Genomic DNA, 20,579 nt, shown 5'->3' with positions numbered 1-20,579 from the left:
GCTGCTATTGGCTGTGCTGGTCAAGGCCCCACTTTTCCCTGACCTTGTTCTCCAGCCTCATGAACACGAGCCGGTCAAAGAGCAGGCCGATGGCAAAGATGGTTATCATCATGGCGATTATCTGCGACATGTCGTTAAAGTCCCTGCCCACGCTGAGCACGTGGCCCAGCCCGTAAAAGACCGCTATCAGCATCTCTGCCCCGATGAGCGCGTGCCAGGCGAAAGACCACGCCTGCCTGATTCCCAGGATTAGCGACGGGGTCGCGGCTGGGATCATGACGTACCTGAACAGGGAAAAGCCGCTTGCGCCCATGTTTTTTGCAGCGCGGATGTATATCGGAGGCACGTTGCGTATAGAGCTGTAGGTGGATATCATCACCGAGAACACCGAGGCCATCACCAGCACAAAGAGTATCCCAAAGTCGTTAAAGCCGATGAGCAGGATGGAAAACGGCACCCACGCAATGCTGGGAAAGGTCAAGAGGCCGACCGCAAAGGAGCTCATCGTCTTGCCAAAGCCCGTGAACTTGACCATGGCAAGGCCGACGGCGCCGCCTATCCCGATAGATATTCCAAAGCCGGCCACCAGCCTCAGCAGAGTCATGCCTATCCCAAAAGGCAGCGAGAGGTCCGTCGCAAGCTCGACCAGCGAGGAGGCGACCTGAACGGGAGCCGGCAGCAGTTCCTTGGGCCATATTCCAAGCAGGTAGACAAGCTGCCAGATCCCGACAAACGCCGCCAGCATCAAAACCGTGTTGGCAATGTCAGTCGTGTCGAGCTTTTTCCGGCCGCTGCCGTTTTTTACCTTGTAGCTGTATCCTTTTAGCAAGTTGGAAATGTTACTCCACTGGTTTTAAGTTGCTGAAAGTCCTGTTCAAGCTCCTTCAAGACCTGTCTCTTGACCGCCGCCATCTCCGGGCTGTCAACGTCCCTTGGGCGTGGAGTGTCTATAATAAACTCTCTTTTGATGTTTCCAAGCGCAGGCGAGAGGACGATGACCCGTGTCCCGAGGAGTATCGCCTCGTTTATGTTGTGGGTCACAAACAGCATCGTCTTGCCTGTCGCTTTGTGGATCTTTAGCAGTTCTGCGTGGAGCATGTCCCGGGTCTGGACGTCAAGGGCCGCAAAGGGCTCGTCCATCAGGAGGATCTTTGGGTCCAGCGCAAGGGCGCGGGCTATTGCCACCCTCTGCTTCATGCCGCCGGACAGCTGGTAGACGTACGAGTCGGTGAATTTCGACAGCTGGACCATGTTTATGAAATAATTGGCAGTCTCCCTCCGCTTCTCTTTCGGAACATTGGCAAGCTTTAGGCCGAACTCGACGTTGTCAAGGACCGACAGCCAGGGAAAGAGCGCCCCTTCCTGGAAGATGACTATTCTGTTTGCGTCGGTCGAGTGCTTGGCCTCGCCGTTCATCATGATGCTGCCCGAGTCCGGGCTGTCCAGGCCGGAGATGATGTTCAAAAGGGTGCTCTTGCCGCAGCCGGAAGGCCCTACAATCGTCACAAACTCTCCCTCCCTTATGTCGAGGTTTATCTTGTCCAGGACCCTGTTTGTCTGGAAAGTCCCGTTGCTGTACGAAAACGTCTTTGACACGTCCCTTACGGACAGTGCCACCTGCTGCTTGCTTTCGTACCTGGATTCGATGAGCGCCATTTCTTTCTCCGTATGTATTTTCTAAGATGCGATATAACGTACCGCAAATGTGCAACGGCTACGATTTAGGCGCAGATTCTGCGCAATTGTTGCGCATACTTTTCTGCAAGGACATCCCTTTCGGCCGTTCCCGCCACTTTGGGGATTGGCTGTACTTCCCCGTGGCCGTGCACCGAGTCGTCGGTGTACATGCATTTGCTGCACTGCCAGTTAGCACCGCCCCGCCTGTCGGGCTGTAGTCAAAGGCGTACTTTTCGTTGCTTGATACCGGCACCGTCTCTAGCGCGTTTTTATGGCACGACGGGCATCCATCATTGATAGACCTTGCTCCAAGGAGCGAGGCGCACCAAAAGCATTCGTTGCAGATGACGAAATTCACAGGGGCTATCCTTCTTTGCGACGAGACTGTGGCTGTTGACATACGAGCATATTGTATGGCGCGCCGGATTTATTCGTCCTTGAATGCGCCCATGACGCGCAAAATGCGCAGTTTCTGCCGGGTTTTATAACCACGACGACTGGACAGGGCTGTATATCCTCTTCCTTGCGTCGTCAAGGCTGTTTCTCTCTATTATCAGGCCCTGGGTCTTGAGCTCCTCTATTGCGCTCTGGACGGTCCTGCGCGGCATCCGGGTCAGTTCCATCAGCTCTTGCTGGTCGATTGGGTGCTTGGTCTTGATGATGAAGTAGACGAATTTTGCGCCCGGGCCGCCTTCGGGGTCTTTGCGCAGGTACGAGACGCTGAACGCCGATTTTGTCGGAAAGCCTCTCCTCTGGGACTCTATCGACGACACCGTGTCGATGTGGATCTCTGCGAGGTTGACCCGCTGCCCGAATTCTGCTATCAGGGACGACTGCTGGTGCTCAAGGGGCGCCTCAAAGATGAACGTGCTCGGCGGGAACTTGGCCGTCAGTGCGCCTACGAAATTCCATTTTATCGAGCTCTTTTCGTCATAGATGCCGACGTTGACGCCCTCGTTGGCCTCAAGCACGACCTTGTCGGAGCCGAGCTTGACTGCCTCCTCCACCTTGGCAAGCGTAGAGTCGATTGAAAGCTGGTGCCGGGGGTCCTTCTTGCCGACCTTCCACTGAAAGTCGAGGCGCTTTGCTAGGATTGCGTCGGTCAGCTTTTTCTTTTGCTCGTACGTCAGGTTGAGGCTGTTCTCGCCGATTTCAATCATGTCAAACCCTACTTTTGCGGCGCTGTCGACGAATTTTTCAAACGCGTTTTCAGCCACCATGTACTCGGAAATTGTGCTGCCGGTCGAGACCCTCACGCCGAGGTCCTGGTAGAACCTTATCTTTTTTTGCAGCACGTCGTCGGACAACATGAGTGGGAGCACGCCGTAGACCTTGACCACGTCTATGAACGGGGCTATGGCCTCAAAGTTCTCCCTGTCGAGGCCCTGCAGCTTGTCGATTATGTACGTCCGGCCCTCCTTGCGGGGTTTTTTGACGTCGACCCTGTTCTTGGCGTAGTTTTCCAGCAAATTTGACGTGTATATGCAGGATCGGCGCCTATTTTGGCTTTTGCTCACATGCAGATACAGCACACAGTCGCGGTTTCAGGTCATGTTTCTGCACATAACTGCCGGATTCTGCACAGTTACAAGAGATATTAAGACAAGGCAGTCTACGTAGTGGGCATATGAACAACAAACTAAAGATCGGCATAGCGGCGGCCGTGATTGCTGCGGTCATCGCGACGTCGATACCCCTTGTACTTGACCAGCAGGCGCAGCCCCAGACGAGCGCCGAAACGGGAAATGATACTACTACTAGCACACCGGTAGCGGCATCGGAACAAAAGACACTTCGAATCGGCTACTTTCCAAACATAAACCACGCGCAGGCAGTGATAGGACTTGGCAATGGCGATTTCCAGAAGGCCTTTGGGAGCAACGTCGATGTAAAGACGCAGGTGTTCAACGCCGGCCCGTCGGCGATAGAGGCACTCTTTGCAAACCAAGTCGATGTGGCATACATCGGTCCAAACCCGGCTATCAACGGCTATGTGCAGTCGGAGGGCAAGAGCCTCAGGATCATCTCGGGGGCTGCAAGCGCTGGCGCGGTGTTTGTGGTGCGCAACGACGCAGGAATCAACTCGCCGGCCGACTTTGCTGGCAAAAAGTTTGCGTCGCCACAGCTTGGAAACACGCAGGACGTGGCGCTGAGAAGCTACCTCCTTGCGAACGGCTACAAGACCAGGGACAAGGGAGGCAACGTGGATGTCATCCCTGCAAAGAACCCGGACATTGTCACTCTCTTTATAAAGAAAGAGATCGACGGCGCGTGGGTGCCCGAGCCGTGGGGCGCAAAACTGGTAAAGGAAGCCAACGGCAAGATACTCGTCGACGAAAGGACGCTGTGGCCAAACGGCGACTTTGTGACCACGCACATCATAGCCAGGACTGACTACCTGCAAAAGAATCCGGACGTCATAAAGAAGCTGCTTGAAGCCAACATCGACGAGACCAACTGGATAAACGGCCACCCTGACGAGGCACGGGCCGCTTTCAACGCGCAGCTGAAAAAGCTCACTGGCCAGACAATCCCCGAAGACGAGTTCAAGGACGCGCTGTCCAAGCTCACCCTGACGTGGGACCCGATAAAGTCGTCGCTGTTCAAGTCGGCAGACGACGCATTCAAGCTGGGCTTCCTTGGCAAGGAAAAACCAGACCTTTCCAACATCTATGACCTGAAAATCCTGAACGAGGTGCTAAAGGGCAGGGGACTGGCAGAGATCCAGTAAAAGACGCCTCTTTTCCCTTTTCTTTTTTTAATAACCAGAAAAGTAACCTTGTTAATTCACATGGTTAATCAGAGTTATTATTTCTGGCCACGAATGATAGTTATAAGAGATGATGAAAAACAAATGGCTCAGATTCCTTCCCTGATACCGAAAGAGCTTGAAGTCCAGAGGCTAAAGCGGATCTACATATTGATAATAGTCATGGTCTCTGTGATGGCTTCTTCAGAACTAGACTATGTTGTTGACACTTCGCTGAACCAGACGATTATTCGCGACTCGGCGTTCACCCCTGCAAACTGGTGGCTGTACAGCACCTTGATAGCACTGCCTTTGGGATGGGGCATGATAGCGATATATGACAGGCGGGTCCCCATCATGAGGGGGCCGGGAAACACGCTGAATACCGGCCTCAAGGTGGCAATCATCGGGTACCTGGCGGCAATGTTTGCGATTGGAGTTAACGAGCTGTGGCATTTTTGGTTCGTCGAAGAGGTGTTTGCCGTCCCTCCGCACTGGGCCTTTAACATGGGGATATTCATGGCTCTCATGGGGTCGCTGGCATACCTTGTGAGGGTCTACGCGAGGCTCGTCGAGCTGGGCGCAGAGAGACCTGCGAGAAACCCGCACATAGCAGAGATGTACAAGCTGGCCTTGGAAGGAAGGCTGTACAGCAGGTCGATACCGTAGGAGACTCGTTGCATCTCCTCCCTTTCTTTTCTTTTATTGATGATGATAGTTTTTGTTGTTATTGTGTAACAAGTCTTCTTCTCTAACCAAGAGCAGTCAGACCGGATGTTATTTCATATGCAACAACAATGTCTTTTAAATATGCACAATTACCGCAGCGGCTCTTATAGCCTTCTTTGACATTATATTAATCTGTGAATCCAAGCAGAATGCAGGGTATGGATATCGCATCCATACTTGAAAAGCATTCTCTACCTTATGATCCAGCTACATTTTTGCAAGAACTAGAGAAAGAGCCAAGACCTCCAGAATGGTACCGTGCGAGGGCTATTGAATTTGCGTCACTGGAGCAAAAGTGCCAAAGCATCATCGCTCCTGAACGCCTATCTACACTAAGTCATGAAATATTTTCTGCCAGTCATTCTTCAGCGCCAGAAGGGAAATTGCAAGCTATACTTGCAAGGGAGCAAAATGTTATCGCTAGCGTCCTTGCAATCCATAAGGAAGTTCTACGGAACCAGAAGATGCTTCATGAGGGTGTAGAAAGAGCCAACAACAAGGGGAACCCCCAGGTTTTATAACCTCAGTAGACAGAGAGATAAAAAGAATTGATGATTTGGCAGAGCAGTTAGGATGGAAGCTTCCAAGGATTTAGTTCTGAAGAAGAAAATTTCGTGATAGAGATGCCTACTAATTTCAGCTTGGCTCTGTGTAAAACGGATCGTTTTGTAGCCCAAAACAAGGTGAGTAAATGCCCGATAAAAGCGAATTCCGAAGGAGAGCACAGAGTAATTGAACCACTCTACCTGTGCAAGCTTTCAGCAATCTTCATCAATTCTTGAAGAGGCTGGTGCCCACGAACGCCGTAAAGCGTGCCATCTTGGTCATCATAGAACCTAACCCATCCGGGCATCTTTACTGGTTCTTGTTTAACGACATTCCCATCTATTCTTACAGTGTCAGTCCCGTTAAATGGCTCCCATCCGACTCCTTTGTTGCCATTTACTGTAACCGGCTCAACTTTGGCCAGTGTTTCCGTATGATTTGTGTAATACTGAAGTTCCCGGGTCTGAAATTGAACGCTATCTTTTACCTCATCGTATTTACTGACGCTGATAACTATGGCGCCTTTGTCAATCAGTTCCTCGAATGATTCAGTATTGGGGCAAAGGGAATAATCCGTATAGAACATAATGACGCTGCCTCCTGCATAGTCAACGCCCTCCAAGTTAAATCCTGCAGGCATACTTGTCGCAGCAGGTTGTTTTACCGGAAAGTTGACGACGACAGAAGAGAGATTCTTGGGAAGACATGCATTTTCGGTAGCGGTTTTTCCCATCTCTCCAGAATTGTTCGATATGCCGCTGCGAGTTGCGTCGGCACTGAAGAGAAAACTAAAGAGCACAACCAAAGCAATTCCGCAGGCAAGACCTGTAATTACAGGTGTCGTTGTGCTGCCAGACATGCGTGTATGTATGATAGTGATAGAAAGTTCTTCATAATCAATCTTTGTCCTAGTCACCCGCATCCACCAGGATTGCTATTAGGTTGTCCGATTCTGGGAGTGTCGCTGCCACTGGAGATAAATCCAGTGCTGCCGGAGAAATGCCATGCAAAAACAACACGAATCTTCTGCAAAAAACGCGAAGGAAATCGTACTGGAGTACTTTGATGCACTAGAACGCCGGGACTTTGAATCTGCCAGAAGCTATCTGAAGGACAACATATCGTACGTGTCGCCTCTTAATTCATTTGACAATGCTGAAGCATACCTAAAGTATAATTTCAGCTTGCACCTGCCGAAATTAGATATCAAAAAGATTTTCACCGACGGCGACAATGATGTCTGCATTTTCCATGAAACGGCTCTTACCAAGCCGGCTGCAACGGTCTTTGCATCCATTTGGTGTCACGTCGATGATGGTGGGAAAATAAGTTCGATAAACGTTCTTTTTGATCCGCGACCTTTCCTTCGGCCGGAAAGATAGGTAGGTTTCAGAATCCCGGGTCAAAGCGAGCTCATTGGGATTTTAAAGCGCGCCTATCAGGACTGCTTTGCCCCCTTGCCGTGCCTCTTTTTCTTTAATTGATTATACCCTGCTATCATGATAAACTGCAGACTTTAAAAATAATAGTGCACTAGTCTAGCACACACACAGAAGCATATGGAGAAAAAAGCTGGAATGGCAATGTTTGTCATAGGAATCGTCATACTTTTGGGCCAGAGCAAGGTAATTCCATTTCTTTACGCCTTTCCTCTGATTTTCCTCTCAAGGTTTGAGTATCCGGCGTATATGACCGACTACTTTAACCTAGTGCCTGTCCTGTCTCTTGGCCTGTCAACATTCGCCACAATTCTGATCATATCAGGGGTAGTAATCTTTTACCGAGCTTGCAAACAGAATAGCAGCAACACAGGACCATTCGTTTTTCAGGACAAAAAATGAAAGAGACGTTATATCCCAAAGTGTGTCATCCTGTGAGTATAGAGCTCCCCACTGTAAGGGGTAAAGAACCCGCAGATCTCGCAGGTGAGCATCTCCATTTTAGATGGAGGAAGTACTCGCCTATCGTAAACGTCTCTCCAAGTTCTATTACTTCATAGTCCTTGAACCTTGATATGTTTGATTTCAAAAATGACCCTAGAATCGACTTTATCGTTCCTTTAGAGATGTTGGCAAGACGGTCAATGCGGATTTGACTTTCTTCTTCCCCTGCTCGTTCTTCTTCTCCTTTCTCTTTGACGTGCAAAGTTATCAGGTCTCGGGCAACATTCAGGCCCTTACTTTCTTCCGTGAATTGCGTCTTTTGCCGCTCCAATGCAGAATACAGATATTCATAGACCTCTTTGGCAAACTGGATGCTGTCGTCCGATATGCAGGTTATGATCAGGCTGCTACTACTACCACTGTCTTCAGTCACTTCTATTCTCTAATATCCTCAAGGTGTCTATTCAGGTTTTCAGAGATATAATCGTGGACTGAACGATGACAGGGTTATGATCAAAATCTCTCAGAAACGCGACTAATGATGATGGCAAGTTATATCCTTCTGGTGCGAAAATAGTCCGATGGAGAGCCCGCCACTCTGGATATGGGCTGTAGTAGTAGCAGGCATCGTTGCATCCAAGCTCTTGCTGCGATGGTCCAAGTTGCGCCGGCTGGCAAGGCTGAGTGGCAGGCATTAAAAAAGCCGTTAAAGAGCTGTAATTGCAGTCCTCATTATTTTAAAGACTAGACGTTTTTGTATATACGCAATAATAGAAAAGATCACGCTTTGGGTCGGCGTTTTTTCTTAAATCCTGTTTCAGCGTTTGCATCCGCTTCTGCTTCTGCTTCTTGTTCAGGATGCCCTTCGCTATAAGTGTGCTCAGGGTTGTCGTCCAATGGAGCGCCATATTCAAACCCTTGATCTTCAAACTCCTCGCTCTTTTCAAACTGCTCTTGGTCCTGCAATTCATCATTTTCATCGCGCATTTCTTGCTTTTCTGCCGAATCGCCAGAGCTCATTTCAGTTACACACATGAAAGTATACGCACTGCCAGTACTTACGCGATCGGATACGAAGTAAAGAAGGAAGAAAGTGGTGCGGGGGGTGGGATTTGAACCCACGAATCCCTAAGGAATGAGGTGTCCCAGTTGGTCGAACATCTGAGCATCGCGCCAGATAATTTTATCCGGTCTCACGCCTTTGACCAGGCTGGGCGACCCCCGCCCGTGCGGGGTATCGTATCGACTAGAATAATATCCTTTGTGCGCCCGCTCTATTCTATCTTGATAGAGACGCCCGAGCCCGATTTTTTCCGCAGTTTCAGCGCGACTTCCAAGACTCCGTTTTTGTAGGTTGATGTAGCAGTCTTGGGGTCCACCGGCTCTGGCAGGTCCACCACCTTGCGGTAGCGCGGCTCGCCCGTCACCGACTCTATCGTGACCGAGTTATCGTCGGCTGACAGGTGCAGGTCGTCCTTGTTGACGCCTGGAAGTTCCGCGACGACGCGTATGTCGTCAGAGCCCTTTATCACGTCCACGAGCGGCTCGCGCTCTTCCTTGACCGCAAGGCCGCCCCCGAGGAGGTTCGGAAAGGCGTCAATGTTGCCGAACTTGCGCACCTGCGGCTTGCCGTCCTGTCCTATCTTGACCGAATAACCGTAGACTATGGGTCCCATCTCGCGTACCGTCGAGCCGTCGTCCAGCTTGCGCTCCTTGACAAGGTTCTTCGGAACCTGCTTTTCAAAGTTCTTGAAAGCCTCCGCCATCATCTTGTCCATGTCGCGCATCATCTCGTCCACGTCCGGAAACCACGCTCTACGCCTCTTGGAAAACCACTCGTCAAATGGGGATGACATATCTCTGTATTCGCCGGTAAAATAGCAAAAATTCTATTAAAGCATTTCACTTTTCGCCGTCATCATCATCATTGTCCAGGGCCCTGTCGAGCTCCTTCAGGAGCGACTTTTGCCTTTCCGATAGTTTGGTGGGCACCCTGACGTTCAGCTTTACCACCACGTCGCCCTTGCCCGATGCGCCATAGCGCGGAAGCCCCTTGCCCTTTAGCTTCAAGAGCACTTCAGGCTGCGTCCCCTGCGGTATTTTCAGTTTTTCCGTGCCGTCAAGCGTCGGGACCCTCACCTCGGTGCCAAGCGCAAGGTCGGTGTACCTGACGTCAAGCCTGTAGAGCAGGTGGCCGTCTTCAAGGCGCTCAAACTGTTGGTGCGGTTTCACATGCAGGCGCACGACAAAGTCGCCGGGTATCCCCGACTCGGACGCCTCGCCCTCTCCCCTCAGCTGCATCGCCATGCCGTCCTCGACTCCCGGCGGTATCTCTATCTTTAGCTTTTTCATTTTTTGCACCTTGCCAGAGCCTCTGCACGTTCCGCAGGGCCGCTCGATTATCTGGCCCCTTCCCTGGCACGTCCTGCACGGCTCGACTGTCACGGAGGTGAAAAACCGGTTCTGACTGCCGTACACGCGCTGCACCTGCCCCCGGCCGTCGCAGACTGTGCACTTGCGCGCCTTCGTGCCAGGAGCCGCGCCAGAGCCTCCGCACTCGCCGCACCTGTCGAGCCTCGGGACCTCGACTTCCTCCTTTTTGCCCCGGAGGACATCCTCAAGCGAAAGCTCCATGTCGTAGACGAGGTCGCGCCCCTTGCGCCGGCCACCAAAGCCAAACACGTCTGCCCCTCCAAAGCCAAAGCCCCCGCCCCGGCCAAAGAACTGCTCGAAAATATCCCGGAACCCTCCAAAGCCTCCCATGTCTCGGAACACCTCCTCAAAGTTGGCCTCCGAGCCGCGGAACACCTCCTCCGGTCCCACGTGGCCGTACGTGTCGTAGCGCTTGCGCTTTTCGTCGTCGGAAAGGACTGCGTAGGCTTCAGAGATTTCCTTGAACCTTTCCTCCGCGCCCGCGTCCTTGTTGCGGTCGGGGTGGTATTGCAGCGCAAGCTTGCGGTAGGCGCTCTTGATGTCGTCCTTGCTTGCTGCCTTTGGGACGCCGAGGACCTCGTAATAGTCCCTTTTATTGCTCATGCAGGGTCACCGGGAAGCAGGATGGAGTGCAAAGGGAGTGCATCATCACGGCTGCGCGCCTGCCGGACCACCGGCCTGCTGCGGACCGGGGGAAGGACCTGCCCCTGCCGACGCCTGCTGCTGGGCGCCGCCAGCGGCAGAGCCGGCATTCCTGTAGGCTTCGGCGCTCACCTCGGCAAGGATGTTCTTTAGCTCCTGCACCTTGGCCTTGATGCCCTCGAAATTGTTGCTCGAAATTGCATCCCTAAGCTCCTGCGCGGCCTTGTTGACCCGCTCGGCCTGCTCGGGCTTTATCGTGTCCTTGAGGTCCTGCTTCACCAGCTTTTCCGCCGCGTACACGAGGTTGTCGGCCTCGTTCCTTGCCTCGGCCTCGTCCTTTTTCTTCCTGTCCGCCTCGGCAAACTGCTCCGAGTCCCTCTTTAGTTTTTCAATGTCGTCCTTTGAGAGCTTGTTGTTAGCGGTGATTGTGATTTTCGCTTCCTTTTGCGTTGCAAGGTCCTTTGCGGCCACGTTGAGTATGCCGTTTGCGTCGATGTCAAACGTGACTTCAATCTGCGGCACGCCCCTAGGCGCCGGCGGTATGCCAGAGAGGTTGAACATGCCAAGCGAGACGCAGTCAGACGCCATCGGGCGCTCGCCCTGCACCACGTGGATTGTCACCGCGGTCTGGTAGTCTGCTGCAGTCGTGAACACCTTGCCCTTTTTGGTCGGAATCGTCGTGTTGCGCTCTATCAAGGGCTCTTTTAGCCCGCCAAGCACCTCCACACCGAGGGTGAGAGGCGTGACGTCTACAAGCAAAATGTCCGTCGAGACGTCGCCGGCAATGATTGCGCCCTGCACCGCTGCGCCCATCGCCACTGCCTCCATCGGGTCGATGCCGCGCTCTGGCTCCTTGCCCATGACGCTTGCGACAAACTCCCTCACCATAGGCATCCTAGTCGGGCCCCCGATGAGGATTATCTTGTCGACTTCCTGCGGCGTCATCTTGGCGTCCTGCAGCGCCTGGAGCATCGGGTGCCTGCACCTTTCCACAATCGGTCTCATGAGCTCCTCCAGCTTTGCCCTGGACAGCTGCAGGATGAGGTTCTTTGGCCCCGCCTGCTGGTCGTACGCAAGGAACGGCAGGTTGACTTCGGTGGTGACGACGTTTGAAAGCTCTATCTTGGCCTTTTCTGAGGCCTCGCGCACCCTCATCATGGCGGCCTTGTCGTTTCTGATGTCCACGCCGGACTGCTTGCGGAATTCCTGCACCACAAACTCGACGAGGGTGTTGTCCATGTCCGTGCCCCCAAGCTGCGTGTCGCCGGACGTGCTCTTTACCTGGAAGACGCCGCCTCCCATCTCCATTATCGTCACGTCGAGGGTTCCGCCGCCGAGGTCAAAGACCATTATCTTCAGGTCCTTGTGGGCCTTGTCAAGGCCGTATGCAAGCGACGCCGCCGTCGGCTCGTTGATTATCCTGACCACCTGCAGGCCGGCTATCTCGCCCGCATCCTTTGTCGCCTGGCGCTGGTTGTCATTGAAATACGCAGGTACCGTAATGACCGCGCGGTCGACCGCCTCGCCGAGGAACGCCTCTGCGTCGCGCTTTATCTTTTGCAGTATGAACGACGACACCTGCTGCGGCGTATAGTCCTTGCCCCAGACGCGGAACTTAAAGTCAGTCCCCATCTTGCGCTTTGCAGCAATCACGGTCCCTTCCGGGTTTGAGATCATCTGGCGCCTCGCCGGCTCGCCCACGATGAGCTGCCCTTCCCTTGTAAACGCCACCACGGACGGGAACGCTTTGCCGCCCACGGACGTGCCCTCCGCGGCCTGTATGATTGTCGGCTTGCCTCCAATCATCGCTGCCGCGGCAGAGTTGCTAGTTCCAAGATCAATACCTATGATTTTTCCCAATTCTTATTCCTCTCCTGCGCCACCGTTATTGGCAACATCGCTATTTTTAACTATCTTTCTTGCGACTTCCACCATGCTGGGCCTGAGAACCTTGCCGTTCAGCATGTAGCCGCGCCTTATTTCGGTCGTGACGGCGTTTTCCTGTACGTCTGCCCGGGGCGAGAACGCTATTGCGTCGTGCACGCTAGGGTCAAACGGCGTGCCCACGGCCTCAATCGGCCTCACGCCCTCTGACGAGAGGAGCGAGTCGATGTTCTTGAGTATGCCTTCAAGGCCCTCGATGACTGCCGGCTCGCTCTTTTTCTTGGCGCCCTCGATTGCGCGCTGGTAGTCGTCGCGGATGTTGAGGAATTTTAACAGCAATTCTGCCTTTATCGACTCGACCCTTGAGGCGGAGTGCTTTTCCATCTGCTTGCGGTAGTTGTCAAAGTCGGCCATGAGGTACTTTAGCTTGTTGAGGTTGCCCTCCGCCGCCTCCTTTGCGGCCGCAAGTTCCTTTCTCAGAGTCTCTGTCTCTTCGGCCTGCTGTTGCGTTTCCTCATCATTCTCTTCTGCTGCTGCCACCATAGGGTGTCACCGGCCATTACCGGTGCCATTGAACAATAATTAGATTGCGCCCAAAGGAATAATAGCGCAATTTGAGAAGGGAGCTGGCGTGTCAGCAGCAGGCGACGACGATGAACTTGAGGCGATAAAGCAGAAAAAGATGGCAGAACTCCAAAAGGTTGCCGCCGAAAAGCAGGCGCTGTCCTCGATAACGCAGCCTGTCCACCTCAGCGATTCCAACTTTTCCGGTGAGACGGCCAAGTATCCTCTCATGCTCGTGGATTTTTGGGCGCCTTGGTGTGGCCCGTGCAGGATGGTAGCGCCCGTCATTGATCAATTGGCCAAAGAGTACGCCGGCAAGGTAGTGTTCGGCAAGGTAAACGTCGACGAGAATCCCATAATCTCAAACACGTTTGGGATTGCCAGCATACCGACCATGATGGTGTTCAAGGGCGGCAAAGTGGTCGACGTGATGATAGGCGCCATGCCAAAGGGGCAGATAGAGATGAAGCTAAAGCAGCACCTCGACAGCAGCGGCAGTTCGACAATATACGGTTAGAGAAGAAAAAGAGAAGAGAAAAAGAGGACGTCCGCACTTTTCTTTTAGTTTATTCCCAAGTGCGGAAAGGATGCAACGCTTACGCCCAGTTCGCCCTGGATCTTGCGGATCTTGCCTGCGTATTCCCTCATGCGGCTCGCATCGCCCTGTACCTTGGCGATCCTGTAGCCCTTCCATGCCTTGCGCAGTGCACCCCAGCTCTGGCCGGTCGTAAAGTTGCTTCTTGCTGCTGCTTCATTGTGAAGCGACATTATGGCTGTCATGATGAGATAGTTCCTAGTTGGTACTTAGAGCCAATAGTCAACTTTTGACGATTATCAAGTAAACAAGGTTGACATGATAGTAGCGATTGAGGCGGTTTTTTGGAAATTTTAGTCAATGAGAGCGTCCACCTCACATATTTTGCAAGTTTCTGAGCGCCTCAATAATACTATCGCGCTAACGTTTTAATCATCCGGGTCCGTGCAATGAGAAAGTAGTGGGCATACTGAAAAAGAGGGAAGAAGACAAGGAGGAAAAGCAAAAGGCAGTAGAACGCTTTTACGCGCTCCTCAAGGCGCTCATGGACGAGCTGTTTGAGCACGCGCAAAAGAGCAAGCACATAAAGATGCCCAAGAACGTTTCGTTCGGCCTCATATACGACCAGCGCGACAACATCCTTTTCACCGGCTCTGACAGCAAGACGGGAAAAAAGATGTACCTCTACAACGTGCGCATAATCGGCAGGATGTTCGAGGAAAAGCGTGAGCAGATGCTTGCCGATCAGACCACGCAGACGCTTTTCAGCTGGATTGCCGACGTCTGCTCGATATACATCAGCCCGTTCGTCTACGACTATGTGGTGAACGTGCAGCACCGTGGCGAGGGCACGGCTGAAAGGACCACCAGACAAATAGTGCGCAGCTTTCTGGACAAATTGACAAGCGAGCCGGAGCTAAAGTACGTGCTTGATATGATACGTGACTCTGAAAAAGCTGATCAACAATAGCTGACGAATGCGCCAAGCATGGTTGGCGAGCGCGCAGATAATCGATTCACGCTTTTTGTCTGCATGGAAGAAAAGCTGCGCTGCAACATCTGCAACGAAGTCATTGATGTGGCCGAGGTCGGCCAGCACGTCACCGGCAGGAACCACGCGGTCAAGAAAAAGGTCGCCGAGTTCAACGAGATGAACGCGCAGGTTGGCAGCAGGAGAAGCTACGATGGCGACACGTCCGTCGTCAACTCTTGGATAAGGGGCCTGTACGCCCGCGACTATTTGTCGTCTGGGCAAACGTGACACGCATCGTTCTTTCAGGCAGTATGCTCTTTTTATAGAGCATTATTCTATAACGCCTATAGCCTCCGGCGTGTCCTCCGTGACAGGCACCACAGGATGACGGCTCGCATAAAGCCCGGACGGATCGGACCACTTGTCGTTGCGATAGTCGCTAGCCTGTTCGTATCCTTTTTCGCAAACGTCGCGCTGGCCTCTTTTGCCACCGGCTCAACTGGCGGAGGGAACAATAATTTTCCATGCAACTGCGTGATATTTCGGATGGATGATGTTACTGACGACAACCGCGCCATGCCGGCAATGGCAGTGATGGATGCATTCATTTCAAGGAATCAGGACCTCTCGCTTGGCATAATCATGAACAACTTTGGCAACAACTCCCAGCTGCTCAGCAAGATCATCGAGGGGCGCAACAAGGGCCTTTTCGAGCTGGACATCCATGGCTGGAACCACGTGGACTATTCAGCGCTGAGCCAGGACATGCAGGCAAGCACTATGGCGGCGGCAAAAGAAAAGATGTACAAGTTGTTTGGCGAAACTCCAAGTGTCTTCATCCCCCTTTTAACAGGTTCAACGACGACACGATCAAGGCGATGGCTCGCACCAACCTGACTATAATCAGCTCAGACGTGACCCATGACAGTAACGGCAGCATGTATTTCGTGGCCTATGGAAATGCTGGAAGAAGCCTGCAGGCAGAGGTATCCCGCCTGCCTGCAGCAACCTATTTTGGCGTCGTAGGCAGCGACGAGAAGACCTGGACGAATCTGTCAGAAACGCAGATCATCTCTCAGGCCAAACTCAGCATTGCAAAATATGGTTATGCCGTCATACTCCTGCATCCACAGAGCTATTTGCTAACAAAGAATGGCAGAACTACAAACACACTGGATAACATAGCAATAAGCGAGCTCTATGGCTTGATAGACTCGTTCTCGGCGCAGAACGTGCGCATCACGACCTTTAGCAAGACAGTCCAGTTCAGGCCGCAGGTGTCAATAGTGCAGGCAAAATTCGGCGGTGAAGACTATGAGGTGACAGGAAAATCGTCGTACGCAAAGGTGACTTTTGTCAGTATAGTCCCTGGGAGATCCATACAAGTTGGCGTCGAGGGCCAGGGCAGGCTGGAGCTGACCCTTACAAAGGGCATGATAAGCGATGTCTATTCTGTTTCTGTTGCCGACTACGAAAAAGAAGTCCAGTTCCAGCAGCAACATGACGCCTTTGGAGCCACAGTAGTCTCGTTCGACGTGCCTTCCGGCGCACACAGTTTCAGCATATCAGGCGCACAAGTCGTCCCAGAGTTCCCATCGCCGCTTATTGCGATAGCAGTAGCAAGCGCGCTTTGTCTGATTGCGGCGAAAAGCAGAAGGCTTAGGCGTAGTTGCCCTTGATAGACGATTTGGCGCCGCACGCCTCGCAGATTAAAAAGCCAAGTTTCTTGTTCTTTTCCGTCCGAGTGTCGGGGCTTCCACACACGGGGCATGTCACATAGTCCTTGACGTAGCGGTCGAGGAGCGCGGCAAACGAAGACGGTGACTTGCGGCCAAGGAAGTGGACGCGGTCGCCCTGTATGTAGCCGGCCGAGGCAAGCTCCTTGTTCAGGTACAGGAGCAATTTTTCAGGGTCGCGCCTAAGGGCCTTTGGGAACTCCATAAAATTGCGGAATATGGTGTTCTTGCCGACCCAGATTATCTGGGGCTGCGGGATCTCTAGCCTAGAGGTAGCCTTCCTGGCACCGGTTCCCAGCTTGTCCTGCAGGCGCTTTAGCAGCGCTTCATAGTCGGCGGCCTTTTGGGCGCTCACGCAGGAATGGTCGCATTTCTGTTTAATTAATGTATGTTGCTGATTGTGACTGTGCGATTAGAGGATATAGGAGAGGGCGTGTTTCCAGTGGAAACTACCGAACACGGGCTAGTTCTTTTAGGTATGTGCTACCTTATAGCACCTCATCAGCGTGTTCCCCACCTGTTATTCCGAATGTGCAAGAGTGCAGGTATGAGCATCCACGATACCACGAACTGGCTCAGCATGCTCATCAGCACGTTGTACTTCCAATTCTTGGAATTTGGATCTCGCAGGCGGTAGTCTATTCCCAAGAGAAACCCTTTGAGGACCAAAAGTGCGGCAAACATGAGAGGCATCCAATAGTGGCCAAGCACAAGCGGCTGAAAGACGGTGACCCCCAACGCTATGAACGGTGTGATAAAGCTGGCAGCATATTCCGTGTAGTACAACATTGCCATCAGCGGGTTCCTCTTCCAGAAGAAGGTGCTCACGTAAAAGTTGGTTCGCAGGTACCCCTTCTTCCACCTCTCCTGCTGGCGCGTGAATTTGCGGAACGTTTCAGGAACGTCCGTGTATGCCACGGCTGAAGCTATGTAGACGGCGTCCGACCGGGTCAATGCGTGAGCGGTAAGTATCCTGTCTTCCGCGTCGTCGTACTGGCTTGCATCAATCAAGATTTTTTCTGCGAGTTTTGATTTGCCGGACAAACTCTCGCTCAACCCGACCTTGCCGTACGTCGGCGCGATGATGAACGACGTGAGCTCCCTGTCGTCGCTGCAGTCTACGTTTGACTTCATCCAGTACGGCATGAACTTTTCTATGTGCGAGCGGCGGTAGCATGCAAGACACCCCGAGCAGCAGGTCACGCTGCCAAACGAGCTTTCGCAGCATTTCTGGATATTAAACGCAAAGTCGTACCACGTGTCCTGGCACCTGGTGAGCAGGTTCTTGTTCGCGTTAAGCACCTTGACATGGCCTACTGCGGCGCCTATCTTGGGGTTTGACTCAAACGCCTTGACAAACTCTTCTATTGCGCGGGGATCGATGATGCTGTCCGAGTCTACAAGTACCACGTATTCACCCGTACATTTTAAAAAGCCTGTTCCGACCGCTTTTCTCTTGCCTTGATTCCTTTTGTTGATTACGATAAGTCTTTTGTACTTTCTGGAAAGGTCAATCAGCGTTTCCATTGTGGCGTCTTTTGAGCCATCGTTTACCGCTATAACCTCGATATTCTTGTAGGTAGAAGCAAAGATCCCATCAATCACTGACTCTATCAGCTTGGCCTGATTGTAGATTGGAATGATTATCGAGACTTTTGGGTTGCATTTGATCTCTGGTACCTTATGAGCGGGGTTCGTGTACCAAATCCATGCGATCAGGGTAATCACAAGGGTATGAATTGGCAGTATCAGTGACGCCATCATTATCATATCGTTCGTTTCAATGCTGAAGGTTATGATATGCCACATTATGACAGCGACTATTGATAGAGTAGCCGCCCTGATTATCCATCCCAGCTTTCTGATCTTAATCCTGCCGCTGGCTGACAGCTGCTGCTTGCTGACATTGTCCACTTCATCGATAAGCGCCTTTGCATTGCCTGTAACTTCCGTAGCGGTCAATACTCTCTCCTCTTACCCCGGGATGCAGCCCCAAGGCTCAAAGTACTGACGACGTTGGCCTTGCCTCTTGCCATGATTTCAGCAGACGATATACCCAGTAGCGCCGGTTTCATGATGCATCATCCGTCCATGCGCGCCTAGTTTGTCTGCGATAATGCTGGGACCGTTTTTGTGGATGTGGTTGCGTATTTCAAATGAGATCGGTATTCGCTATCGACTCTTTTTGCAGCCTCTATTATCGAAGAGTCAAGCAGGTTCTTTGACAAGTTGAGGAACATCTGGCTGTCCTTTGGCAGACAGTGGCCGCCGATTCCTTCTCGGGGCTCCAGCACCTCGATGTTCCACTTTGTGTTTATTGCCCCTCTCAGCTCCTGGAACTCTATGCCGGACCTGTCGCAGAACATGCGCAGCTCCTCTGCAAAAGCTATCTCCATGAAGCGATAGCTGTTCTCCACTATCTTGCAAAGTTCAGCGACTTCGACCGACTCTACAGGGTGGAGCGGTATGTCCAAGAGATTGCCGTAAAAGTGCTTTGCCGCATCTATGCAGCATTCCCTACATCCACCAATGACTCTGGTCTGGCGCACGCCGTGGTCGTGCTTTTCGTTTATGTAGAACCTGTGCGGAACGTGCACCACGTGAAGGCGGTGACCAAGGATTTCCTGCACCTTCTTTGAAGTCCCCCTCGTAATGGTGCTGTCTATACCAACAAGCGCGCCCTGCTTGCCCTCGTACGAAAGCTGCCTTGCTATCTCAAACAATCCATCAAGGTACGGCTGGAACATGTCTTCCGGCCTGTGGGTTGAGATACAGATGATGTAATAGTCATAGCCGGCAAAGTTGGTTGCCTTCTTTCTGATGACCTGGTCATTGATTGCGCGCTGAACCGCTTTTCCGCTGATGTCATACCCGTCGACCGTCAATCCCTTCATTGTCATATACTCTGCGTTGCTGTAGCCTATCTGACCGAGACCAATGACCAAAACCTTGTTGTTATTATGATTCATCTTGATGCAAGCTATTCAAATTACTAAAAGCAATTATGCAATCTCGATAGGTTGCAATATAATAGAGTATTACTCTGTTTTTAGAGATTTACATAAACTATGTCGACTAAGGGAGACTATATACCACAGCAATATTGCCACTACTGTCCCCGGGCAGCTAACACTCACATAGATCTAGTTTCATGCAAGACGAGGTGCGGCGACGGCACATCGGATTTTTGCAACATCGTAATCGAGTATCAGCAAGGCTCCAAGGTAGCGCTGCGCACCGACTTCCACATGATCTCGGCCTGCCCAAAGGGCATGTCATGGCCGTGGATCATGTGGCCCATGAACTGCTCCCGGCCTTCAAGCAGAATATCACAGTAGCGGCATTTTGCGGACAGCAGGACCTGCATCGTCAGCGCGTCCCCCACCTATTGTTCTTGATGTGCAAAAGCGCCGGTACAAGCATCCACGATACCACGAACTGGCTCAGCATGCTCATCAGCACGTTGTACTTCCAGTTCCGGGTAGCCGGGTCTCTCATGCGGTAATCCGTTCCAAGAAGGAACCCCTTGAACATGAGGAGCGAGACGAAGGTGAATGGCAGCCAGTAGTGTCCCAATACAAGCGGCTGGTACAGGGTCACGCCAAGCGCTATGAACGGTGTGATAAAGCTGGCAGCATATTCCGTGTAGTACAACATTGCCATCAGCGGGTTCCTCTTCCAGAAGAAGGTGCTCACGTAAAAGTTGGTTCGCAGGTACCCCTTCTTCCACCTCTCCTGCTGGCGCGTGAATTTGCGGAACGTTTCAGGAACGTCCGTGTATGCCACGGCTGAAGCTATGTAGACGGCGTCCGACCGGGTCAATGCGTGAGCGGTAAGTATCCTGTCTTCCGCGTCGTCGTACTGGCTTGCATCAATCAAGATTTTTTCTGCGAGTTTTGATTTGCCGGACAAACTCTCGCTCAACCCGACCTTGCCGTACGTCGGCGCGATGATGAACGACGTGAGCTCCCTGTCGTCGCTGCAGTCTACGTTTGACTTCATCCAGTACGGCATGAACTTTTCTATGTGCGAGCGGCGGTAGCATGCAAGACACCCCGAGCAGCAGGTCACGCTGCCAAACGAGCTTTCGCAGCATTTCTGGATATTAAACGCAAAGTCGTACCACGTGTCCTGGCACCTGGTGAGCAGGTTCTTGTTCGCGTTAAGCACCTTGACATGGCCTACTGCGGCGCCTATCTTGGGGTTTGACTCAAACGCCTTGACAAAC

The 20,579-nt window shown here is 52.3% G+C and carries 27 protein-coding genes and 1 tRNA gene; 10 read left to right on the top strand and 18 right to left on the bottom strand.

The genetic code is table 11. The features are described from left to right. Positions 1-4 precede the first annotated feature (4 nt). From ACYOR7_RS00140 to ACYOR7_RS00125, 4 genes are all read right to left on the bottom strand, one after another. Positions 5-829, bottom strand: a complete 825-nt coding sequence (locus ACYOR7_RS00140) for an ABC transporter permease (RefSeq protein WP_294808466.1) — start codon at positions 827-829, stop codon at positions 5-7. Beyond that, positions 823-1,656 carry an ABC transporter ATP-binding protein gene (locus tag ACYOR7_RS00135; protein WP_479912777.1) on the bottom strand — a complete coding sequence of 278 codons (834 nt, stop codon included), beginning with the start codon at positions 1,654-1,656 and terminating at the stop codon, positions 823-825. The genes ACYOR7_RS00140 and ACYOR7_RS00135 overlap by 7 nt, the downstream gene beginning before the upstream one ends. A gap of 58 nt (positions 1,657-1,714) precedes the next feature. Next, positions 1,715-2,077, bottom strand: a complete 363-nt coding sequence (locus tag ACYOR7_RS00130; protein ID WP_479912776.1) for a hypothetical protein — start codon at positions 2,075-2,077, stop codon at positions 1,715-1,717. Positions 2,078-2,159: 82 nt separating this feature from the next. Continuing rightward, positions 2,160-3,146 (bottom strand): phosphosulfolactate synthase, encoded by a 987-nt coding sequence (locus ACYOR7_RS00125; RefSeq protein ID WP_294806337.1) that lies wholly within the window; start codon positions 3,144-3,146, stop codon positions 2,160-2,162. 158 nt (positions 3,147-3,304) lie between these two features. Here ACYOR7_RS00125 and ACYOR7_RS00120 point away from each other — a divergent pair, with 158 nt between their 5' ends. The 3 genes from ACYOR7_RS00120 (at position 3,305) to ACYOR7_RS00110 (ending at position 5,676) form a co-directional block, all read left to right on the top strand. Further along, complete coding sequence (locus tag ACYOR7_RS00120) at positions 3,305-4,408, top strand: ABC transporter substrate-binding protein (RefSeq protein WP_479912775.1); 1,104 nt, start codon at positions 3,305-3,307, stop codon at positions 4,406-4,408. 48 nt (positions 4,409-4,456) lie between these two features. Beyond that, complete coding sequence (locus tag ACYOR7_RS00115; protein WP_479912774.1) at positions 4,457-5,095, top strand: methane monooxygenase/ammonia monooxygenase subunit C; 639 nt, start codon at positions 4,457-4,459, stop codon at positions 5,093-5,095. A gap of 194 nt (positions 5,096-5,289) precedes the next feature. Beyond that, positions 5,290-5,676: a hypothetical protein gene (locus ACYOR7_RS00110; protein WP_294806342.1), complete on the top strand. Its 387-nt coding sequence runs from the start codon at positions 5,290-5,292 to the stop codon at positions 5,674-5,676. Between the two features lie 221 nt (positions 5,677-5,897). Here the strand turns inward: ACYOR7_RS00110 and ACYOR7_RS00105 are convergent, their stop codons facing one another. After that, positions 5,898-6,617 (bottom strand): hypothetical protein, encoded by a 720-nt coding sequence (locus ACYOR7_RS00105; protein WP_294806344.1) that lies wholly within the window; start codon positions 6,615-6,617, stop codon positions 5,898-5,900. A gap of 88 nt (positions 6,618-6,705) precedes the next feature. Here ACYOR7_RS00105 and ACYOR7_RS00100 point away from each other — a divergent pair, with 88 nt between their 5' ends. Together ACYOR7_RS00100 and ACYOR7_RS00095 are read left to right on the top strand one after the other, a co-directional pair. Next, entirely contained in the window at positions 6,706-7,083 is a 378-nt protein-coding gene (locus ACYOR7_RS00100) for a nuclear transport factor 2 family protein (RefSeq protein WP_294806346.1), read from the top strand. A 177-nt stretch (positions 7,084-7,260) separates the two neighbouring features. After that, positions 7,261-7,542 carry a hypothetical protein gene (locus tag ACYOR7_RS00095; protein ID WP_294806348.1) on the top strand — a complete coding sequence of 94 codons (282 nt, stop codon included), beginning with the start codon at positions 7,261-7,263 and terminating at the stop codon, positions 7,540-7,542. 25 nt (positions 7,543-7,567) lie between these two features. Here the strand turns inward: ACYOR7_RS00095 and ACYOR7_RS00090 are convergent, their stop codons facing one another. The 7 genes from ACYOR7_RS00090 to ACYOR7_RS00060 form a co-directional block, all read right to left on the bottom strand. Then, complete coding sequence (locus tag ACYOR7_RS00090; protein WP_294806350.1) at positions 7,568-8,017, bottom strand: hypothetical protein; 450 nt, start codon at positions 8,015-8,017, stop codon at positions 7,568-7,570. 347 nt (positions 8,018-8,364) lie between these two features. After that, positions 8,365-8,604, bottom strand: a complete 240-nt coding sequence (locus ACYOR7_RS00085) for a hypothetical protein (protein WP_294806351.1) — start codon at positions 8,602-8,604, stop codon at positions 8,365-8,367. Positions 8,605-8,678: 74 nt separating this feature from the next. Further along, positions 8,679-8,809, bottom strand: a tRNA-Leu gene (locus tag ACYOR7_RS00080). A gap of 49 nt (positions 8,810-8,858) precedes the next feature. Beyond that, the gene (gene hsp20, locus ACYOR7_RS00075; RefSeq protein WP_294806353.1) at positions 8,859-9,440 is read right to left on the bottom strand and encodes an archaeal heat shock protein Hsp20; all 582 of its coding nucleotides are present in this window, start codon (positions 9,438-9,440) and stop codon (positions 8,859-8,861) included. Positions 9,441-9,486: 46 nt separating this feature from the next. Continuing rightward, entirely contained in the window at positions 9,487-10,620 is a 1,134-nt protein-coding gene (gene dnaJ / locus ACYOR7_RS00070) for a molecular chaperone DnaJ (protein WP_479912773.1), read from the bottom strand. 45 nt (positions 10,621-10,665) lie between these two features. Then, positions 10,666-12,519 carry a molecular chaperone DnaK gene (gene dnaK / locus ACYOR7_RS00065; RefSeq protein ID WP_294806357.1) on the bottom strand — a complete coding sequence of 618 codons (1,854 nt, stop codon included), beginning with the start codon at positions 12,517-12,519 and terminating at the stop codon, positions 10,666-10,668. Positions 12,520-12,522: 3 nt separating this feature from the next. Then, entirely contained in the window at positions 12,523-13,086 is a 564-nt protein-coding gene (locus ACYOR7_RS00060; RefSeq protein ID WP_294806360.1) for a nucleotide exchange factor GrpE, read from the bottom strand. An 88-nt stretch (positions 13,087-13,174) separates the two neighbouring features. Between ACYOR7_RS00060 and trxA the strand changes: the two genes are divergently transcribed. Then, a complete protein-coding gene (trxA, locus tag ACYOR7_RS00055) occupies positions 13,175-13,624 on the top strand; it encodes a thioredoxin (protein WP_294806362.1) in 450 nt (149 codons plus the stop codon). Positions 13,625-13,668: 44 nt separating this feature from the next. Here trxA and ACYOR7_RS00050 read toward each other — a convergent pair whose 3' ends face one another. Then, a complete protein-coding gene (locus ACYOR7_RS00050) occupies positions 13,669-13,887 on the bottom strand; it encodes a hypothetical protein (RefSeq protein ID WP_144239696.1) in 219 nt (72 codons plus the stop codon). A 215-nt stretch (positions 13,888-14,102) separates the two neighbouring features. On the opposite strand from ACYOR7_RS00050, the gene ACYOR7_RS00045 reads away from it, so the two are divergent. From ACYOR7_RS00045 to ACYOR7_RS00030, 4 genes are all read left to right on the top strand, one after another. Further along, on the top strand, positions 14,103-14,612 hold the full coding sequence (locus tag ACYOR7_RS00045) for a hypothetical protein (RefSeq protein WP_294806367.1): 510 nt from the start codon (positions 14,103-14,105) through the stop codon (positions 14,610-14,612). A gap of 18 nt (positions 14,613-14,630) precedes the next feature. Then, a complete protein-coding gene (locus ACYOR7_RS00040; RefSeq protein WP_294806370.1) occupies positions 14,631-14,903 on the top strand; it encodes a hypothetical protein in 273 nt (90 codons plus the stop codon). Between the two features lie 96 nt (positions 14,904-14,999). Beyond that, on the top strand, positions 15,000-15,512 hold the full coding sequence (locus ACYOR7_RS00035) for a polysaccharide deacetylase family protein (protein ID WP_479912772.1): 513 nt from the start codon (positions 15,000-15,002) through the stop codon (positions 15,510-15,512). After that, the gene (locus tag ACYOR7_RS00030) at positions 15,494-16,294 is read left to right on the top strand and encodes a hypothetical protein (RefSeq protein ID WP_479912771.1); all 801 of its coding nucleotides are present in this window, start codon (positions 15,494-15,496) and stop codon (positions 16,292-16,294) included. Before ACYOR7_RS00035 ends, ACYOR7_RS00030 begins: the two co-directional genes overlap by 19 nt. On the opposite strand, the gene ACYOR7_RS00025 is transcribed toward ACYOR7_RS00030, so the two are convergent. From ACYOR7_RS00025 to ACYOR7_RS00005, 5 genes are all read right to left on the bottom strand, one after another. Beyond that, positions 16,275-16,706, bottom strand: coding sequence for a translation initiation factor IF-2 subunit beta (locus tag ACYOR7_RS00025; protein WP_294806376.1), 432 nt, complete (start codon positions 16,704-16,706; stop codon positions 16,275-16,277). The genes ACYOR7_RS00030 and ACYOR7_RS00025 overlap by 20 nt on opposite strands. A 146-nt stretch (positions 16,707-16,852) precedes the next feature. Further along, entirely contained in the window at positions 16,853-18,313 is a 1,461-nt protein-coding gene (locus ACYOR7_RS00020) for a glycosyltransferase family 2 protein (RefSeq protein WP_479912770.1), read from the bottom strand. A 137-nt stretch (positions 18,314-18,450) separates the two neighbouring features. After that, on the bottom strand, positions 18,451-19,320 hold the full coding sequence (locus ACYOR7_RS00015) for a nucleotide sugar dehydrogenase (RefSeq protein WP_479912769.1): 870 nt from the start codon (positions 19,318-19,320) through the stop codon (positions 18,451-18,453). Between the two features lie 239 nt (positions 19,321-19,559). Next, positions 19,560-19,718, bottom strand: a complete 159-nt coding sequence (locus tag ACYOR7_RS00010) for a hypothetical protein (RefSeq protein ID WP_479912768.1) — start codon at positions 19,716-19,718, stop codon at positions 19,560-19,562. A 2-nt stretch (positions 19,719-19,720) separates the two neighbouring features. Next, the coding region (locus ACYOR7_RS00005; protein ID WP_479912767.1) for a glycosyltransferase family 2 protein at positions 19,721-20,579 on the bottom strand (859 nt) is incomplete at its 5' end.

Source organism: Candidatus Nitrososphaera sp. 86-2 (assembly GCF_056726185.1).
Note: the sequence above shows the minus strand (reverse complement) of the source record. Positions and strands in the feature narration are given on the sequence as shown.

What these genes read in the sequence shown, in the direction of transcription:
- ACYOR7_RS00130 (WP_479912776.1), bottom strand. Translation starts at nt 2,077, where the DNA reads ATGTCAACAGCCACAGTCTCGTCGCAAAGAAGGATAGCCCCTGTGAAT.
- ACYOR7_RS00100 (WP_294806346.1), top strand. Translation starts at nt 6,706, where the DNA reads ATGCAAAAACAACACGAATCTTCTGCAAAAAACGCGAAGGAAATCGTA.
- ACYOR7_RS00060 (WP_294806360.1), bottom strand. Translation starts at nt 13,086, where the DNA reads ATGGTGGCAGCAGCAGAAGAGAATGATGAGGAAACGCAACAGCAGGCC.
- ACYOR7_RS00035 (WP_479912772.1), top strand. Translation starts at nt 15,000, where the DNA reads ATGACGGCTCGCATAAAGCCCGGACGGATCGGACCACTTGTCGTTGCG.
- ACYOR7_RS00085 (WP_294806351.1), bottom strand. Translation starts at nt 8,604, where the DNA reads ATGAGCTCTGGCGATTCGGCAGAAAAGCAAGAAATGCGCGATGAAAAT.
- dnaJ (WP_479912773.1), bottom strand. Translation starts at nt 10,620, where the DNA reads ATGAGCAATAAAAGGGACTATTACGAGGTCCTCGGCGTCCCAAAGGCA.
- hsp20 (WP_294806353.1), bottom strand. Translation starts at nt 9,440, where the DNA reads ATGTCATCCCCATTTGACGAGTGGTTTTCCAAGAGGCGTAGAGCGTGG.
- ACYOR7_RS00030 (WP_479912771.1), top strand. Translation starts at nt 15,494, where the DNA reads ATGGCTCGCACCAACCTGACTATAATCAGCTCAGACGTGACCCATGAC.
- ACYOR7_RS00010 (WP_479912768.1), bottom strand. Translation starts at nt 19,718, where the DNA reads ATGCAGGTCCTGCTGTCCGCAAAATGCCGCTACTGTGATATTCTGCTT.
- ACYOR7_RS00040 (WP_294806370.1), top strand. Translation starts at nt 14,631, where the DNA reads ATGGTTGGCGAGCGCGCAGATAATCGATTCACGCTTTTTGTCTGCATG.
- ACYOR7_RS00135 (WP_479912777.1), bottom strand. Translation starts at nt 1,656, where the DNA reads ATGGCGCTCATCGAATCCAGGTACGAAAGCAAGCAGCAGGTGGCACTG.
- ACYOR7_RS00015 (WP_479912769.1), bottom strand. Translation starts at nt 19,320, where the DNA reads ATGAATCATAATAACAACAAGGTTTTGGTCATTGGTCTCGGTCAGATA.
- ACYOR7_RS00050 (WP_144239696.1), bottom strand. Translation starts at nt 13,887, where the DNA reads ATGACAGCCATAATGTCGCTTCACAATGAAGCAGCAGCAAGAAGCAAC.
- ACYOR7_RS00120 (WP_479912775.1), top strand. Translation starts at nt 3,305, where the DNA reads ATGAACAACAAACTAAAGATCGGCATAGCGGCGGCCGTGATTGCTGCG.
- ACYOR7_RS00095 (WP_294806348.1), top strand. Translation starts at nt 7,261, where the DNA reads ATGGAGAAAAAAGCTGGAATGGCAATGTTTGTCATAGGAATCGTCATA.